The following is a 17609-nucleotide window of genomic DNA, read 5'->3' as shown; positions in this document are numbered from 1 at the left end:
CCGACCCAAGCTCGATCTCCGCCTCCCGAAGCAGCCGTATGATCTCGTCTGCTGCTCGCCGTTTCCTCGGCATCGAGAGTCTCCTTCAGCAAGGACGACTCTCATTGTAACTGGTTCACTTTTCGGGAGCAGGCCAGTCCTCCTGAAACATCGGATCCCTCGCGCGCACAAACGGATGCAGAACATCCGTCGCGACGCCTATCAACGGTGGATACTCCTCGTCGCACCCACTGTCCCAACTTAGCCGAGCAGGTCAGAGCCTTGCCGACCTCGCTGGCGACTGCTGAGGTTGGCTTGTGTACGGACAGATCGAACGCTACAGTTCCCGTGATCCCGTTTCGGTGAGGGATACGACCAAAGCGAGGGTATCTACATGCTGACGGACGCGCAGGTCCGCGAGTTCGATGAGCGCGGCTTCATCAAGTTGGGGAAGGTCTTCTCGGACGAGGAGTGCGATCGGCTCTACGACGACATGCTCCGCGTCATGCACGACCAGACGGACCGCAAGCCGGTCCTGAACCGGAATCTGACCAACGATCCCACGAACGTTGTCATCCAGATCGTCAACATCTGGGAAGCGAGCGACCTGTTCCTCGATCTGGCGCGCCGCCCCGAGATCACGGTGGCGGTCGCACAGCTCTGCCGTACCGACGTGCTCCGCATCTGGCACGATCAAGTGCAGTTCAAGCCGCCGCGCGAAGGCGGACCCACAGGCTGGCATCAGGACCATCCCCTCTGGCCCACGATCCAGCCGGCGGATCTGATCTCGGGCTGGGTTGCGCTGCAGGACGCCAACATCGACAACGGCTGCATGTGGATGGTTCCCGGAAGCCACAAGTGGGGGAACCAGCAGCGGTTCCTCGGAACGCGCGATGAGTTCACGCCGATCCATCGCGATCCGTCGCAGTTGCCGCCCGATGTCGTCATCGAGAAGGTCCCAGCACCGGTCAAGAAGGGCGAGTGCCACCTGCATCACTGCCTGACATGGCACGGCAGCCCACAGAACAGAACCGATCGGCCGCGTCCGGCGATCGCCGTCCACTACATGCCCGGACACACGCGATACGAACCCATCGGCTGGCACCCGATGGAGCAGTTCGTCAACGTGCCGAAGGGGGCGATCCTCGAAGGGGATTCGTTCCCGGTCGTTTACGACAATCGCCGACGGGTCGCCTGACGCGTCGGTTCTAGCGAACGGGGCGCTGTCAGGAGTACGGCGCCCCGTTCACTCAGTTCTGCCTGCGGCGCGCCTGCCGTGCCGGCGGACCCATTCTGACAAGCTCTCCACGAACGCCCGCTCCTCCCGATCCAGCCCGTCGAACAACGAGCCCTCGCGCAGGTCGAAGGAACGACGCGGTCTGCCGTCGCTTCCGGGCATGCGAGTATCGCCGTTGTGGAAGCACCAGCCCGCCGCGCCAGCGTCGAACGCTGCGTCGAGGTCCTGCACGAAGTCCGCAGCGACTGGGTTCCACCGGCCCGGATCGTAACCCCGTCGGAAGGGCTCCTGATAGTGAAGGGCAACATCTTGCCCGACATCGGTGATCCAGGACAGGTACTCACGCGTACGCGCGGGCGTGTCGCCAGGGGACCCCGCGTAGCGGTCGCGGTGCGGCGTCAACAGATCGACGCCGACCTCGTCGATGTATGCGCGAGCGTCCTCGGCGATCATGTCGCCGCCATGAGATGCCGTCACGAGACGATCGGGGTCTATTGACCGGACCATCTTGCGCAGAGCCGCTAGCTCCGAAATCGGCACGAACCGGTCATCGCCGACGTTCCGCTCGTTCGCCAGGTCGATGTAGACGTTGCGCCGGTCGCGGAGCGTCTCCGTGATGGTCTCGACCGCACGCTCATGCGCCGCGAAGTCCGGGAGCTTTCCCCACAGCCTCGACTCACCGTCAGATCGCTTGAGACCGCGCGTCAGCGTCACGTCGACGACCATGCCTCGCGCATCCGCCATGTTGACGAGGCGCACGAGGCGGCTCACATACGGCTCGCGCGGCGATCCGTCGTCGTTGACCGCGGAAACGTCCTCGCCGAACGCCGTCCACGTCGCCCACACGCGCAGCCAGTTGAACCCGCACGCGGCGATCCGGTCGAGGTCGGAACCGAGTACCTCGTCCGAAGCGCCAAGACCGCCATAGTAGCTGATTCCCAGCAGGAAAGTCGGTTCGCCATCGATGACGAACGACCCATCGTGGACTTCGAGCACGGTTGCAGACCCCGATCTGGCGTAGGACGTCAGCAAGACGAAGGCGCACACCGCGATTCGAACCCACGCCGACGCGGTGGGAAATCGCCTAAGCGAGCTGGAGGTACTGCGGCGCCTTGTCGCTCGGACCGGTGAAGCGGGCATCGGCTCCCATGTAGCTGACGATCATCGCACGACGCGGGCGATCCGAGAGATTATCGGACGTCGCATGAAGCAGAAGGCTGTGGAAGAACAGCACGCCGCCTCGTCTCAGCGGCACGCTGACTTCGGAGCTCAGGTCGAGCGAGCCCTCATCGACCTGGAAGTCGCGGATCGAACGATGTTCGACGACGCCCTGGCGATGGCTCCCCGGCAGGACCCGCATACAGCCGTTCTCGAGCGTCGCATCATCGAGCGCCGCCCAGACTGAGCACAGGTTCATCGGTTCGATCTGCCAGTAGGCGGAGTCTTGGTGGTACGGCTTCTCAGAGCCGACTCGCGGCGGCTTCATCATGAGCGCGTCGCGGAACATCCGTATACGGTCGCCGAGCAGGTCTCGGATGCGCGGCAGGATGTTCGGATGCTGCGCGAAGCCCATGAAGAGATCGTCGTGCTCAACCAACCCTTCGACCTTGCGGATCGACTTCAACCTCGATTCCGCAGCCAGCTCGCCCTTGGCGACGCGCGGCTCGACCTGGACGCGGACTCCCGAACGCTCTTCCTCCACGATCTTCCCAGCGCGTTCGAGCAACGCGTCCACCTCGGCGTCAGACAGCAAGCCCTCGAACGCCAGGTAGCCGTCGCGCTCGTACGCGGCGATCTCGTCGCGACTCAGAAGCCTCCCCACGCCTCACCTCCAGTCGGCGTCCATCTAGGCGGACGGACGCCAAAGATCGATCGGTCGCTTCGCGCTCGTCGTATACGGGAACTGGACCTTCCTGCCGGTTCCGGCGGATTCGTACGCGGCAAAGATGATCTCGAGAACCGCTCTGCCATCGTCTCCGGTCACGAGCGGCTCCTTGTCGTCTGCGACGCAGTCGATGAAGTGCTCGAACTCCTGCGGAAAGCCGTAGTTCCACGCCTCCTCGTAGATCGTGAACGACCAGCCCTTGGTGCTCCCGGCTTTCTCGACGGCGTATCCGTAGCCCTGCGAGCTGTAAGTGCGGATCGAGTTGCCGTGCAGCAGGTCGGCGTACGCGACGCCGCCCGATCCGTAGACTTCGGCAGTGTCGTCCATGCCGCCCGGTTTCGCCCAACTCTCCTCAGCCACGCAGGACACGCCGTTGGCGAAGTTGACCACGATGACCGCGTTGTCGTCGCCCTGTGTCTTGTCGCGATGGACGTAGGTTCCCATCTCCGCCCAGACGCTCTCCACGGGCGGGTTCCCCAACATCCATCGGAAGAACTGGAACGCGTGGCATCCCATGTCGAGCGTCACGCCACCGCCGGATCGGGAGACGTCCCAGAACCAGGGAGAGTGGGGTCCGTCGTGCTTCTCGCACTGCTTGATCATGTAAACGTCGCCGAGGGCTCCCTCGTCCACCAGGGTCTTCAGCCGGACGTACTTCGGCGTGAAGCACAGTTCCTCGGCATACATGAGCTTGACGTTCGCCTTGCGGCACGTACGGATCATCGCATCCGCTTGTTCGAGGTTGACTGCGAGGGGCTTCTCGCAGATGACGTGCTTCCCAGCCTCTGCCGCATACTGCGCGGCTTCGGAATGCAGGTCGTTTGGCAGACCCAACACGACGACGTCGATCTCAGGCATCTCGAGCATGCGCATGTAGTCGGTGTACGCGTGCGGGATATCGAAGCGCTTGGCGAACGCCTCCACATGCGACGGCGTGCGTGAAGCGACTGCCAGAATGTTCGCCCGAGGAACGCGCTGCAACGAATGGGCGTGAATGTCAGAGATAAACTGCGAGCCGATCAGTCCGACATTAACCTGTTTCACGGTAGGTCTCCTCAGAGCGCCCAATAGGAGAGCGCCCAATGGGCTGCGGCAAATGTGTGCACGCGGTCCGAGCACGCGCCGTACGAATCGCTGCGTCGAGCCGTCAGACCTGCGTCGCGCGGATGGGACCGGCATTCCGTGCTCGAGAGACTGGTCTCAACCACGCAGACGCCGGAAACGGACCTGTTTGTACTAGGTCATAGCTCAGTCTCGCGGCTCTGTCCAAGCGGCTCGAGGGCAGATCGCATCCGCCGGAATGTCACCGGATCATTCCGGCTGAGGCATGAACCACGCAGCAACCGGTAACGCCGCGAGTACCACCCACATCACGCGGAACGTCGCCGGAGCCAGCGTCTCGCTCCCAGGAGCGCCGAAGAGCCCACCGATCGGTGTGAACGGAACCACAGCCGCAAGGAACGCCGACACCGCCGACCCAGCGATGAGCCAGCGGTTCGCTTTGGCGAACTCGGCTCCGGGTCCTCGCCTGCCAATGAGGTCACGCAGCAGCAGCACGAGCGATGAAGACACCAGAACAAACGCCGAAGCTGCTTGATAAACGGCGGCTCGTGACGGTCCCGCCGGCACCGACCGCGAGACGACAATCCCCGCGGCGAGCGACATCAGCGCGAGCACCAGCCCTCGCGACGCGACGTGCTGCCAGGCGATTCCCTTGGGCACGTTGCGGTTCGCAGTAGCCCAGTGAGTCGGTTCAGGGAACCGCATACCCACCGCAGCCAGCGAGAACGGAACGCCGAAGATGAGCAGCTCTGCCCAGACGAGCTGCGAGAGCTCCAGCGGAACCTTGGGTCCGCCGAGAAAGAGCCCGACCACCGCGCCAATCGCGAGCAGGAATCCCAGCGCGGCGTGCACGGACAGGCTCCAATGAGATACCCGCCGAATGACGCGTCCCGCATCCTTGGCGAGTCGGAGCACGCGATAGAGACCCCCGAGCGTCGCATCTTCCAGGACGATCCCAGCCTCGTGGACGGCGGCATCCGCGCTGAACCGGGCAGGGGCGATGCTGACGTCGGCGTGGCGCAACGCCGGGATGTCGTACATGTTCCTGCCCATGAACGCCACGTCGTTCTCTCGGCGTCGAAGGATCGACGTCACACGCGCCTTCTGGTCGCCCCGCAACTGGGAGTAGACGATGACCCGGTCCACCATGGGCATCAGGTCGTCGTCTTCCATCAGGTTGAGCTGATCGCCTGTCAGCAACTGTGACCGATGATCCAGCAGACCACACTCCCGTGCGATGCGCCGAGCCACCTGCGGTTCCGCATCCGCCATCATGACGAGACGCATCCCAGCCCGCGAACACGCATCGAACACCTCGGGCAGATCGCCACGAAGCGGATCGGAGAACCCGATCATCCCCAGGAAGGTCACTCCGTCCTCGAGCCGTTCGATGTTCTCCGCTGCATGGTCGATATCGCCGAAGATCCGTCGATAGGCGACACCGACCACGTGGGTCGTGTCCGACCGCATGACGTCGTGAACGTAGAACAAGGTCTCCCGCTGCCGGGCTTGGAGCACGTCTTCCTCGTCGTTGAGGCGGATCGTCTTCGACTGCTCCAGGATCGGCGCCACGCTGCCGATGACGAACAGGTATCCGCGATCTGCTTCGGTGCGGAAGAGAACGCTCTGTCGGCGACGCGTCGAGTCGTAGGGCAAGTCCGCGACTTTGGGCATCAGGCCGCGGAAGCTCGATGCGTCGATCCCGGCGTTGCGTGCCAGTTGCAGGAGGGCGTCCTTGACGCGTGGCTCCATCGCTTCCCGACCGTCTTCTCCCGCGTCTGCGTGGAGCGCGCACATCGCCGTGCTCACGAGCAAGAGGTACAGGTCCGGCGGCGCAGTCGGACCGTCGGACGTGTCCTCCGGCGCGTCGGAGTACTCGACATCGGGCATCGAATACCGGAGCAATTCTTCGTTGGGTTCGATCTCTGTTCCCGCTCCGAGGAGCCTGGGTACGGCGCTTCCGTCGAAGACCTGCCCGTCGACGAACACGCGATGAACAGCCATCTCGTCACGCGTGATGACTCCCTGCGGGTCGAAGCACACGGTCGTCGTCAGCGCGAGCGACTCCAGCATCTCCGGGTCCTGTACGGAAGCTCCTAGCCGCACCAATCCCTTGAGGCTCTTGGCGAACACCAGCAGTGTCAGCAGTTCGGATTGCGCAGGGAGCACCGCCAAGACAAACGCGACAGCGACACTGGCAGCGTGCAGCGTCTCTCCGGCGTTCGCCGAGACGCCACGATGCACGAGCGCTGCCAGGATGAGCGCGCCGACGGCTCCGAGCCAAGCGATCTTCGGATAGGCGCGCGCCACGTGGTCGTGGGTCGCGACGAGCGGAAACTCGGCGTGCCGGTTGGCGTAGAACTGACAGATCGTTCTCTCGTCACCGACGGCAACCACGACGGCGCTGCCGGTACCCGAATGGACGAACGATCCCGCGAACAGCATGTTCGTCTGTTCTTGAGGCGAGAGCTCGCCGGTCAACGTGCTCGAGGTCTTCTCGGACGGGTCTGAGATACCGGTGAGAGGCGACTGGTTGACGCACAAGCCCTGGCACGCGAACACGCGGGCGTCGGCTGGAACTGCGTCCCCGGCGCGGAGTCGGAGCACGTCTCCGAGGACGATGTCCAACGGGTCCACATCGACGGGCTCGCCGTTGCGCAGAACCCGCGCCTTCCGCCGTACTCCAGCGCGGATCAACGACAGGTCCCGGTCTATCCGAATGCGGAGCCATACACGGATAGCCACCATCGCGATGCCCACGACGAGGCAGACGATCCCTTGCCAGTATGCGGGTGTTCCCGTCGCGAGCCCCCCCAACACCGATCCCACGCCCGCCGCCGCCAGCAACGCGGTTTGGGCGTTCGTCGCCTGCTCGACGATCACAGACCAGAGGGGCTTCGGCTGCGCCATCGCCACGTCCGCATTCGTGGAGTCGTGGGCGCGAGAAGCCGCCTCCAGCGTGGTCAGCCCGGTCCTGAGATCCGTCTTGAGAGCTCGAACGATGGCGAGGATATCCTGCGCATACCACGGCGCGGACATTCGGGGCTCCTGTTGCCGGGCTCTTGGGAGCGGGATCGACGAACGAACCCGCGATCATCACGGCATCGACGTCGATCGCCTGCGAAACGAGATCGCCCTCGGGGATTCAGGAACCCATCAGTCCGCGACCTTCGTGCTCGCGCCGCGAAAGTCAATCGTCGTGATGTGGATTGTCGCATCGATCCGAGCCCGTGCAAAGGTACTTCTCATCGCCTCGGCGACCTCTTCGGCAGCGCCGATGCAGAATGCCGCGATCGTCGGGCCCGATCCGCTCAGCGCAGCGGCCCATGCCCCAGCCTCTCGAGCGGCGGTGAAGGCTTCGCGCATTTCCGGCACAAGTGCCTCGCGGTAGGTCTGATGGACACGGTCTTCCATGCCGGCAGCCAGGTGCCGGTACTCGCGCGTGGCGAACGCAGCCACGAGGAGGGCGACTCGGCCGATGTTGAAGACGGCGTCTTGGAGGGGGATCGATGGCGGGAGCACGGATCGCGCCGCCGCTGTCGGAACCCGAACCTTCGGGATTGCGATCACGATCTGCAGGTCGTCCGAGCACTCCACCGGGAGGGAATGGACTCGTTCGCCATCTCGGCACGCGACGCGGAGACCGCCGTACAGCGATGCTGCGACGTTGTCAGCATGGCCGTCGAGGCGTGTGGCGAGCTGAAGCACCTGCTGAATCGGCACGGGCTCGGAGACCCACGCGTTGCTCGCGAGCAGTCCGGCGAGGATCGCCGACGCGCTTCCACCGAGACCCCGTTCGAGAGGGATTCCGTTGACGATGTGAATGGCGACCGGCGGGGGGTCCAGTCCCGCGAGCTCGTAGAGCGAGCGGTAGGCGCGGTAGGCAAGGTTCGTGCTGTCTCGCGGGATCTCGTCCGAGTTCAAGCCCGAAGCTGTGATGTGACAGAGACCTTCGCCATCCCATACGGCAAACGTGTATCGGGAATGGATCTGGAGCGCCATTCCGAGGGTATCGAAGCCGGACCCGAGGTTCGACGTGCTGGCGGGAACCTGAACGACGATCTTCGGATGGCTCACTGACACCGACCACTCCTTCGCTCGAACGGGCGGAACACGGCGCGTCGGCTGGCACCCGGGCGCTAGCCCTTCAGCTTCTCAACGTGCTTGCGGATGCCCGCGAGCCCGAGTTCCAGTTGCTCGCGCCGCGTGGCATAGGAGAGCCGCAGGTGTCCCTTGCCCTGCGCGCCGAAGGATGATCCCCACAGCGTCGCCACTCCCTGGTCCGCCAGCAGAGACTCGGCAAACGCCCGATCATCGTCGGAGACTCCGCGAACGTCCGGGAACGCGTAGAACGCACCGTTCGGACTTCCGCACCGTATGCCGTCGATGCCGTTGAGTCCAGCGATGAGCATGTCGCGACGAGCTCGGAACTCCTCGAGCATCCGGCGTAAGGGCTCCCGTGGTCCGCGCAACGCGGCGATCCCGGCGTGTTGGACGAACGTCGCCGTGCACGAGTTGGAGTTCACCATCAGTCGGGAGACCGCTTCGACGACCGCCTTGGGCATGACACCCCAGCCGAGACGCCAGCCGGTCATCGCGAACGTCTTGCTGGCTCCATCCACGAGGATCGTCCGGTCGCGCATCCCGTCGTGGCTCAGAGGGCTCACATGGGAACCGGAATAGACCAGCTCTGAGTACACTTCGTCCGCGAGCACCCAGAACCCGTGCTCTGCGGAGAGCTCGCAGATCAGTCGAACATCCTCCTGGCGGAGCGTGCCGCCCGTTGGGTTCTGCGGCGAGTTCAGGATGCACATCCGTGTCTTGGGCGATACCCGACGTCGCAACTCCTCTTCCTGGAAGCCGAAGCCGAGCTCCGGGCACAGCGGCAGCGGCACTGGAACCCCGCCGGCGAACCGGATGACCGATTCGTAGATCGGGAACCCAGGATCCGGGTAGATCACCTCGTCGCCGGGACGTACGCAGGCGAGCGCAGCGAAGAACAGAAGTGGCTTCGCCCCAGGCGTGACGGCTACCTCTTCGGGCGAGACCTCGACGCCGCGCGACGCGGAGATCTGCTCAGCGACCGCCTCTCGCAATGGGCGGATACCCTCCGTAGCCGAGTAGCCGGTCGCTCCATCGCGGATAGCGCGAATGGCGGCGTCACAGATGTGTTCGGGGGTAGGGAAGTCCGGCTGACCGATCTCCAGATGCACGACCGACCTGCCGGACGCCTCGAGCGCTTGGGCGCGGCTCAATACGAGGAAGGCTGACTCCGTACCGAGCCGCGCTATCCGATCGGCGAGTTCCGGTGAGCGTGGCTGAACCGTCACGCGATCCCCGTCACTTGGCGACGAAGTAGATGACTCGCCCGAAGTCCGTCATCGCCCACGCTTCGTTCTTGATGGCGGCGATGTCGCTGACCTTCGCCGTCAGCGGCTTCGACTTGCCGCCAATCGTCACTGGAACCGACACGGAGTTCCACTTGGTTCCGCCATTCGTCGTATAGGCAATCGCCCCGTACTCGCCGGAAGCCCACACGTTCTTGTCGTCTCCGGCTTCGACGCCGATCAGGTCCTCTTCGCTGCCGCCGGGCTGCGCCTTCCAGGTCGCCCCGCCGTCCGAGGTCATGATGACCGTGCCGAACTTCCCAACCGCCCATCCCTGGCGCGGGCTCGAGAACGAGATGTCGAACAGCCCGTCTTCGGTTGTGTGGACGACCTTCCAGGTCTTCCCGCCATCGGTGGTCGACCGAATGACGCCCGTCTCCCCGGCTCCAGCGGCGAACCCGACCGTCTCAGAGATGAAAGACACGCCCATCAGCATCACTTCGCCTTCGCCAACCTGACCGCTGGGCTGCCCGCCGGCGAGTACCTGCCATGTGCGCCCGCCATCCGAAGTCGTCACGACGGTGCTGTTCGCACCGACCGCCCAGCCTTTGCGCGGGTTGAGGAAGAAGACGTCGTACAGATCGACGAGAACCTTGCTGGTCTGAGACGTCCACTTCTTGCCGCCGTCCGTCGTGGCGACCACTGCGCCGCCCTCACCTACAGCCCACCCGTTCATACCGTCCACCATCGTGACACCCAGCAGGCGCCCGCGAGTGAGACCCTTGACCAAAGCCCACGTCTTGCCGCGATCGGAGCTGACCGAAACGACACCCTTTTCGTTCTCGAAGACCTGCTCACCGGCGAGCACAATGGTGCCCGGCGCGGCGACCGACATCGCGTTGAATGAGATGTCGGTGTTCGGCTCGCGCAATTGCTGGAACGATACCTGGCCCATCACGCTCTGCGTGATGCCGACGAGCAGCGCCATGCCGAACGTCAGCGCGATTCCATTCGCAGCGCGCGTCCGATCCCGCCTACACCGGGTCATGTGTTTCTCCTTCGTCGTGCGATCCATTCTGCCCATGGCAATCGCGGCCCGTTGCGGTCAGAGCCGCTTCGTCGCGCACCGTGACGGCCGCCAGAGGCTCCCGCGACCGACGTACCAGTCAAACGTCACGCACCCATTACCGGTAGACATCGCTTCGATGCTCGAACCCAGCGCCGGAGCCATCACTCCTCGTGCCAGTCCCAAGACAACCCCAGATCGGAGATCATCGACAGATCGTCCTCTGCCCGACGACCCGATGTCGTGAGATAGTGTCCGACCATCGTCGCGCTCGCTCCCGCCATGAACATCATGCTCTGCAGGTCCCGAAGGTTCACCTCGCGCCCTCCAGCGATCATGATCTCCTTGTCGGGAAGGACGAACCGGAACAGCGAGATCGTCCGCAGGCACTCCCTAGGCGACAGCGGGTCCATGTGCTCGAGCGGAGTTCCGGCAATCGGATTCAGGAAGTTGATCGGCACGATGTCCACGTCCAGTTCTCGGAGCTCGAACGCTAGCTCGACTCGCTGTCGAGGCGTCTCCCCCAGACCGATGATGCCTCCTGAGCACACCCGCAGACCCGCCGCCTTCAGGTGGCGGATGGTCTGGACACGCTCCTCGTACGTGTGTGTGGAGCACACCTTCGGATAGTAGCTCTTCGCCGCCTCCAGGTTGTGGTTGTAGGCGACGAGCCCGGCTTCTCTCAGCCGATGTGCCACGGACTCGCTCTCGATGATCCCCAGAGACGCGTCCGCTCGCACGGTTCCGCTGGCGGTGAGCTCGCGCACGCGCTCCAGCACGCGCTCCAACATCGGGCCCTCGCGCAAGCCCCGCCATGCAGCGACTAGTCCAAGCGCCTGCGCATGGCGTCCGTGCGCTTCGCGCGCTGCTTCCAGAACCTCGTCCGTCGCTAGGAACGGATACACGCTGATCTGTGTCTGGTGTCGGGCTGATTGAGCGCAGAACGAACAATCCTCGGTACAGCCGCCGGACTTGGCGTTCACGATCGAACAGAGGTGGATCTCGTCGCCTCGGAAGTGGCGCCGGATTCGATCCGCCCACGACATGAGGTGCGGCAAGAGGGACAGGTCCAAGTCGACGAGGCGGAGCGCGTCTTCGAAGCCCAAGGGGTCGCCGTCCAAGACTCGCATACCGAGCTTGTCGACGAGAGCGGCGAGGTCGAGCTCTGTGGCGCGGGTCGGGGCGGCGCTTGTACGGGGTCGCTGCATGGGGTTACACCTCGTCGGACGCGCCGTCGTCTGCCTCGGCGAGTTCATCGATCGGTCGTCGGTTCGCGTACCCGGCGTCTACGTCATGCCAATGGCGGACTTCCGGCTCGCCGGACTTCCAGCACAGGTGGATCTCGCGATCCAGTCGCATCGACGGGAAGTCCACCAACCCGATTTCGATGTCCCGAAGCAGGATGCCCTCGTGCTCGATCTGCCGCTGCAGGGAGCGCAAACGGCTGGACAAGCATAGGAACCGACCGGCATCGCGGCTGCCGGCGTCCAGATGCGCATGGTGGACGACAGCCTTGACCGGCTCCTCGAGAGCCGACATGGACGCCCACGTCGACCGCATGTCGGCAAGCCACGCCTCGAGCATCGGGATCATGCGGTTCGCATCGTCGAGAGTGAAGAACCGACGCAGCCCACTGCCGAGTCGTTGCCGCATGCCGTCCGGTCGTCGCATTGGGCAGCGCCCGTCCAGTGCTGGAGTCATGAGGACTCGGTGGGCTCGTCTTCCTCGATGGTCATCTTGGGTCCGGCGCTGCGATCCGTCGCACCTGAGTCACGCCGTTTGGACGCCTGGGCTTCGACGCGGTCGATGCGCGCAATCTTGTCGGAGATGCAGGCGTCGACGCACGCTCGGATGCCCCGAAGCGCCTCGCGGCGAGCGGTGGCGAAATGCGAAACCACGTCCTGGGGAAGGTGCGACAGCAGGAACGCCGCTGTATCGTCGATCAGGCTGGCAAACATCGGACTTCTCCTCGCGCAGCAGCCAAGTCGCCCTGATTGTAGGCACTGGCAGAGAGCCCGTCAAGCACGGCGGCGTCATGACGCGCCATTTGCGTCCGTCGCGGACCCTTGTCGCTCAGCGGGTCGCAGGGTACTATCGCCCACTGAGGCGACTCGCACTTCATGCTGTCACGCATCTATCTCATCCCGATCGGGCTCGTTGTCGGAGCCTATGGCACACTCGTCGGCGCGGGCGGCGGGTTCATCCTCGTTCCGATCCTCCTCTTCCTGTATCTCGATCTGGAACCGAGCGTCGTCGCCAGCATCTCGCTCGCCGTCGTGAGCCTCAACAGCGCTTCGGGTACGGTCGCGTACTTCCGCCAGCGACGCATCGACCTGCGAGCCGCGATATGGCTCGCGCTCGCTGGTCTGCCGTCTGCGGTTCTGGGCGCGTTCTCGACGCGTCTGCTATCGCGGGAGCAGTACGACGTCGTCATCGGCGTCGTGCTGACGGGCATCGGCACGCTGCTCTTCGCGTTCCCGAAGGCGCGGATCCACCATGACCCGACGACATCCGGCGGACAGTGGAACCGCACCTTCGTCGATGCCAACGGTGTGACGTACAGCTACTCCTTCAACCGCTGGTTTGGCGCAGGTGTCAGCGCCGCGGTCACGTACCTTCCGAGCCTGATTGGGATCGGCGGCGGCAGCATCCACGTCCCGGCGCTGACGACTGTGCTCGGCATCCCGCCCCACGTCGCCACGGCGATGTCCCAGTTCGTGCTCTCCGTCACGGCGCTTGCGGCGACGAGTGTTCACGTTGCGAGCGGACATTTCTACGTCGGCGTCCGTCGCGCCGCCATGCTCGGAATCGGCGTGATCGCAGGAGCCCAGATCGGGGCTCGCCTGTCTGGACGATGCAGGGCACGCTGCTGATCCGGCTGCTGGCGGTGGGGATGGCGGTCGCAGGAATCCGGTTGCTGATCCTCGCCCGCGTGAACGGATCGCTATGACGAAGCCGGCGTTTGTCCTCTCAGTCCGCGAGCACGGCAACGAGCTGCTGCGCGCCGAGTGTGCGTCACTCGCCCGATGCGAGCCGGACGCCGACGGATTCGCCTCGTCGCATGGCAGCGTCGATATCGCGCGAGCGGCATACCTGCGCGTCGCCGCCGATGTCGTCGCGTCCGATGACACATTCGATGGGCTTCTGAATCGGGTTCGACGCGCCAGAGCGGGAGCCTCGGAGTTCCGCATCGACGCGGTGACGTTGCCCGGAACCGAACGCCGGCTCACGCGCGAAGACGTCATCGCCGCAGCAGACGCGTTCGAGGGGTTCTACCCGAACCTGCGCGACCCGAAGAGCCGCTTCCTCCTCGTCTCTCGTCAAGGCTGCGTGCTGCTGGGAGCTGTGCGCTCCGAGCCAGATCGGTCCTACGAACGCCACGACGCCAAGCCCTATCGCACGTCGAGTTCGCTCCCGTCGCGGCTCGCCCGAGCCGTTGTGAACGTCGTGGCGGGCCCGGGCGACACCGTCGTCGATCCCTGCTCGGGAACCGGTTCCCTCCTTTTGGAGGCGTGCGCCATCGGCGCTCTTGCCATCGGTTCGGACTGGAACCCGCGCATGGTCGGGATGACACGCGCCAACCTGGCGCACTTCGGCTACGAGGGCGAGATCGCCCTGGCCGACGCCCGCGCTGCCCGACACGCCGCCGATGCGGTCGCGACCGACCTGCCCTATGGCAGGAACCTCGTCGCGCCGGAGGGCATGCTCCGCGAGATCATCGCCAACTGCGCGCGAACGGCTCCGCGAGCGGCGTTCGTCGCGCTTGCCGACATCACCGGCTGGTTGGCGGACGCCGGATACGAAGACATCCGCGTGTATCGTGTTCCCAAGTACACGGGCTTTGTCCGCTACGTGCACGTGGCGCGTAGCTCGCGCCCGACGCTTCGCTAGCAAGGAGATAAGATGCGTTCCGTCGAGTTTGCCGTGTGTGCCGGGGGTCTGGGTCAGCCGAAGCAGTCGGCGTGCGATCTGAGCCGCCAAGGGGTTCGAGCCATCGAGACGGGCCCGCCGGATTTCATTCTCAGCACGGATGCGGCACGTCTGCGAGAGATTGCTGACACTTTCGCCGGAGAGGGAGTGCGCATTCGGTCGACCCATGCGCCGTTCGGCAACGACTGCAACCTGTCATCCCCAGATCCAGCGGCGCGGACCAAGGCGGTAGAGGTGCACTGGCGCTTCATCGAGAAGTCCGCTGCGCTGGGGACGTACTGCATCGTCGTCCACCCGGGCACCGACGAAGCCCCGGGGCGGGTTCCAGAGATGCGCGAATGGCTCATCGAGAGCCTCGCTCAGCTCGCGCCTGCCGCCGAGAGCACGGGCGTCCGACTCGCCCTGGAGAACATGCTGCCGAAACACCCTGGGACGACCGGCGAAGAGCTCATCGCCACGCTGGACGCCGTCGGATCCGATTCCATCGGCATCTGCTTCGACTCCGGTCACGCGCACGTCAACGGCGCATTGCGCGGCGTCTTCGAGGCGGTCAAAGACCGGATCATCACCTTCCACATCCACGACAACGACGGCGTACGCGACAACCACTATCAGCCGCCATACGGCACGACGAACTGGGAGCACTTCCTCCGCATCTTCCGCACGATGGACTTCGATGACGCCGTCACCATCGAAGCGGCTCCGTGGGGACGTGCCGACTACGCGCGGATGATCGACGAGGTGGGCAGGCTCTTCACCCACTTCGAGGAGCAGATCGCCGGTTCCCAAGCGTCGTCCTAGGTCGAGCGCGTGGACTCGCCGACGCGGTAGTGCGCCAACGTCCTCGCGAAGGGCTCGGGCACCCGCACGACCGCACTAGCCGGGTTGACGAACGCGTGCAGCGTGCGCGCCGTGGCGACGACCTGTCCCGTCTGACGATTGCGCAGCTCGTAGCAGAGCTCGAACTGCGTCCGCCGGAGCTCGACAACGCCGATCTCGATTTCGAGCTCGTCGTCGACGCGCGCTGGGGTGACGTACTCCACTTGCAGACGCCGGACGACAGGGCATGCGCCCCACTCGTGGAACATGGCGTAGCCGTGTCCCATGGCGCGAACCAGGTCTCCCCGTGCCGCCTCCAAATATTGCACGTAGATCGCGTTGTTCACGTGTCCGAAGCCGTCCGCTTCGTACGACCGGACGATCAACCGTGTGACGAACCCGCGCTCGGAACCGTGCATGTCTCGCAACCTCAGTTGGGGAACACGCGATACATCGGTATGTCCAGGATCACGCCAGCGATGCTCCACAGGCAGGCGATCACGTAATCGCCAAGCAGCAGACCGATGAAGAAGGGCAGCGCCTTTCGATATGCCCGGATGCCGCCGACGCGCAACACGATCACCTTCAGCGCCCACGAGACGAACATCGGCATCCAGATCAGGTCGATGATGAACGTGGTACCCACCGCGTACCCGATGGGATGCAGGGCCCACGACACGAATCGGAGGTGCATGAAGCTCAGGAACGTCACGGCGGCGAACCCGAGCCCGACGGTTCCCATACTCGCGGCATCCGCGCCCGAGGGGTTGTCGAGCCATCCGCGCAGCCATCGGTACGGAATCAGCCCCATCTGCATCCGCCAGGGGTTCACGTTGGGCGTGCCGGCTCCCTTCGCGTAGTACATATGGAGCACCGTCCACAAGCTGAACACGATGCCGAGACCCATCGCCAGGAGCATGACCCCGGTGAACTGTCGGAGCGGCAGACGCGCTCGTCTGCCGATGTGCATTCCCTCCAACTGGTGAGGCATCGGCGCGCAGCGATAGTCCAGATTGAACCATTGGAGAACGGTCAGCGGAACCAGGCTCGCGGGACCGATCCGTCGCGAACCGACCGCGTCGACGAGGAGCTCCGCCGGGTTCCGCCAGGGTCCGAAGTGCCAGATGACCCCGCCCTCGCTGCGGATGCGTGTCAAGGCGAGCATGTAGACGACGTAGAGCCCGAAGAACGCGACAGCTACCCACAACCGGATGCCCGCCGCAACCGCGAAGCCGCACAGAAGCACCATGCCCGCCGCGAAGCCCGCTGACGCAAGGCGGTACGGCATCGGCTCGTCGTCGTCCGCTGCGCGGTTCCTGCCGAGTGCCATGCGCCACACGGCGCGCAGATGGCTGCGGCTCAGCCACAGAGCGATCGCCGAAAGCCCCAGCCACGCGCCGGCTCCCTGCTCCGCGTGACCTGGGAACCGGATGCCTGCGACGTATCCGCGAAGCCCCGCCGCCGAGGCGAACACGTCTTGGAGCTTGCGCAATACGTAGAACGCCCAACAACTGAACGACACGTCCAGCGGGATGAAGAACGTCAGCCCGATCACCGACGGGTGGAACCCGACGGGAACCCATCCGACGGCGTTCCACGGTCGGTCGCGGAACAGGTATCCGACGTCGAACGGCTTCACGGGGATATACGGCAGCGACGGCACGTGGAACTGGACGCTGTTCCACGACTGGATGACGCACGGGATGACGAACCCGAGCCAGAGCCATCGGTTCGCGAAGTAGTCCGTGAATCGGTGCTCGCGAAGACTCATCTCGACAGGCAGCGTCGTAATCGGATAGGTGAGCTGCTCCTGCTCGCTCCAGCGGCGGCGCAGGATCGCGTTCAGGCAGAACGTCGTCCAGAGCAGCGCTGCCGTGAACCCCGCCCAGACGATGCTTGGAACGAGCCAAGACCGCAGATGATCCGGCGTGTAGAGGGTCGAGTTTCCCTCGTAGAAGTGCGCGATCGCCGTTGGGCTCTGCGGGGCGAACCACGAGGGCATCGGCGTCCAGTAGTCGCGCCACCGGTTCTCAAGGGTCGCGTAGTAGTAGGGATTCGTCAGAGCCGTCGTTAGGAAGCCGAACATGCCGATCCCGTTGATGCTCATCGCGAGCGTGACCATTACGTAGATGGTCAGCATCTCGCCGCCAGTCAGGGCGTAACGCGGTGAAACGCGCTCCGTCGCGACGTTCGCGAGCACCAGGCAGAACAGGATGAAGACCGCGCCGATGAGGAGGGAGGTCGAAGTGATCTCGGTGACGCCAGTCGCCATCTCCGAGTTCGTGATCCAGAAGCACGATACCG

Annotated in this window: 15 protein-coding genes; 4 read left to right on the top strand and 11 right to left on the bottom strand. The window is 64.6% G+C overall.

The window, feature by feature from the left end:
• The first annotated feature begins 373 nt into the window (after nt 1–373).
• Entirely contained in the window at nt 374–1177 is an 804-nt protein-coding gene (locus tag FJZ36_07615; GenBank protein ID MBM3214764.1) for a phytanoyl-CoA dioxygenase family protein, read from the top strand.
• Nucleotides 1178–1225: 48 nt separating this feature from the next.
• On the opposite strand, the gene FJZ36_07610 is transcribed toward FJZ36_07615, so the two are convergent.
• The 10 genes from FJZ36_07610 to FJZ36_07565 form a co-directional block, all read right to left on the bottom strand.
• Entirely contained in the window at nt 1226–2263 is a 1038-nt protein-coding gene (locus FJZ36_07610) for a glycoside hydrolase family 5 protein (GenBank protein MBM3214763.1), read from the bottom strand.
• Nucleotides 2264–2300: 37 nt separating this feature from the next.
• Nucleotides 2301–3038 carry a phytanoyl-CoA dioxygenase family protein gene (locus FJZ36_07605; GenBank protein MBM3214762.1) on the bottom strand — a complete coding sequence of 246 codons (738 nt, stop codon included), beginning with the start codon at nt 3036–3038 and terminating at the stop codon, nt 2301–2303.
• A 24-nt stretch (nt 3039–3062) separates the two neighbouring features.
• Nucleotides 3063–4280: a Gfo/Idh/MocA family oxidoreductase gene (locus FJZ36_07600; GenBank protein ID MBM3214761.1), complete on the bottom strand. Its 1218-nt coding sequence runs from the start codon at nt 4278–4280 to the stop codon at nt 3063–3065.
• Nucleotides 4281–4412: 132 nt separating this feature from the next.
• The gene (locus FJZ36_07595; GenBank protein MBM3214760.1) at nt 4413–7202 is read right to left on the bottom strand and encodes a cation-transporting P-type ATPase; all 2790 of its coding nucleotides are present in this window, start codon (nt 7200–7202) and stop codon (nt 4413–4415) included.
• A gap of 117 nt (nt 7203–7319) precedes the next feature.
• On the bottom strand, nt 7320–8246 hold the full coding sequence (locus FJZ36_07590; GenBank protein ID MBM3214759.1) for a homoserine kinase: 927 nt from the start codon (nt 8244–8246) through the stop codon (nt 7320–7322).
• A 56-nt stretch (nt 8247–8302) separates the two neighbouring features.
• On the bottom strand, nt 8303–9493 hold the full coding sequence (locus FJZ36_07585; protein MBM3214758.1) for a pyridoxal phosphate-dependent aminotransferase: 1191 nt from the start codon (nt 9491–9493) through the stop codon (nt 8303–8305).
• A gap of 10 nt (nt 9494–9503) precedes the next feature.
• Entirely contained in the window at nt 9504–10574 is a 1071-nt protein-coding gene (locus FJZ36_07580; protein MBM3214757.1) for a hypothetical protein, read from the bottom strand.
• 146 nt (nt 10575–10720) lie between these two features.
• Nucleotides 10721–11764, bottom strand: a complete 1044-nt coding sequence (gene bioB / locus FJZ36_07575; GenBank protein ID MBM3214756.1) for a biotin synthase BioB — start codon at nt 11762–11764, stop codon at nt 10721–10723.
• A gap of 4 nt (nt 11765–11768) precedes the next feature.
• A complete protein-coding gene (locus tag FJZ36_07570; protein MBM3214755.1) occupies nt 11769–12257 on the bottom strand; it encodes a DUF2203 family protein in 489 nt (162 codons plus the stop codon).
• Nucleotides 12254–12514, bottom strand: coding sequence for a hypothetical protein (locus FJZ36_07565; protein MBM3214754.1), 261 nt, complete (start codon nt 12512–12514; stop codon nt 12254–12256). Before FJZ36_07565 ends, FJZ36_07570 begins: the two co-directional genes overlap by 4 nt.
• A gap of 162 nt (nt 12515–12676) precedes the next feature.
• Between FJZ36_07565 and FJZ36_07560 the strand changes: the two genes are divergently transcribed.
• The 3 genes from FJZ36_07560 (at nt 12677) to FJZ36_07550 (ending at nt 15287) form a co-directional block, all read left to right on the top strand.
• Nucleotides 12677–13429 carry a sulfite exporter TauE/SafE family protein gene (locus tag FJZ36_07560; GenBank protein ID MBM3214753.1) on the top strand — a complete coding sequence of 251 codons (753 nt, stop codon included), beginning with the start codon at nt 12677–12679 and terminating at the stop codon, nt 13427–13429.
• A 73-nt stretch (nt 13430–13502) separates the two neighbouring features.
• Nucleotides 13503–14447: a hypothetical protein gene (locus FJZ36_07555; GenBank protein MBM3214752.1), complete on the top strand. Its 945-nt coding sequence runs from the start codon at nt 13503–13505 to the stop codon at nt 14445–14447.
• Nucleotides 14448–14459: 12 nt separating this feature from the next.
• Nucleotides 14460–15287 carry a sugar phosphate isomerase/epimerase gene (locus tag FJZ36_07550; GenBank protein MBM3214751.1) on the top strand — a complete coding sequence of 276 codons (828 nt, stop codon included), beginning with the start codon at nt 14460–14462 and terminating at the stop codon, nt 15285–15287.
• On the opposite strand, the gene FJZ36_07545 is transcribed toward FJZ36_07550, so the two are convergent.
• Complete coding sequence (locus FJZ36_07545) at nt 15284–17032, bottom strand: acyl-CoA thioesterase (protein ID MBM3214750.1); 1749 nt, start codon at nt 17030–17032, stop codon at nt 15284–15286. The two genes, FJZ36_07550 and FJZ36_07545, sit on opposite strands and share 4 nt — an antisense overlap.
• Nucleotides 17033–17609 lie beyond the last annotated feature (577 nt).

The sequence above is a fragment of the Candidatus Poribacteria bacterium genome, assembly GCA_016866785.1.
Classification (GTDB): Bacteria; Poribacteria; WGA-4E.
The sequence above is the reverse complement of the archived record's forward strand: the minus strand, read 5'-3'. Positions and strand labels throughout refer to the sequence as shown.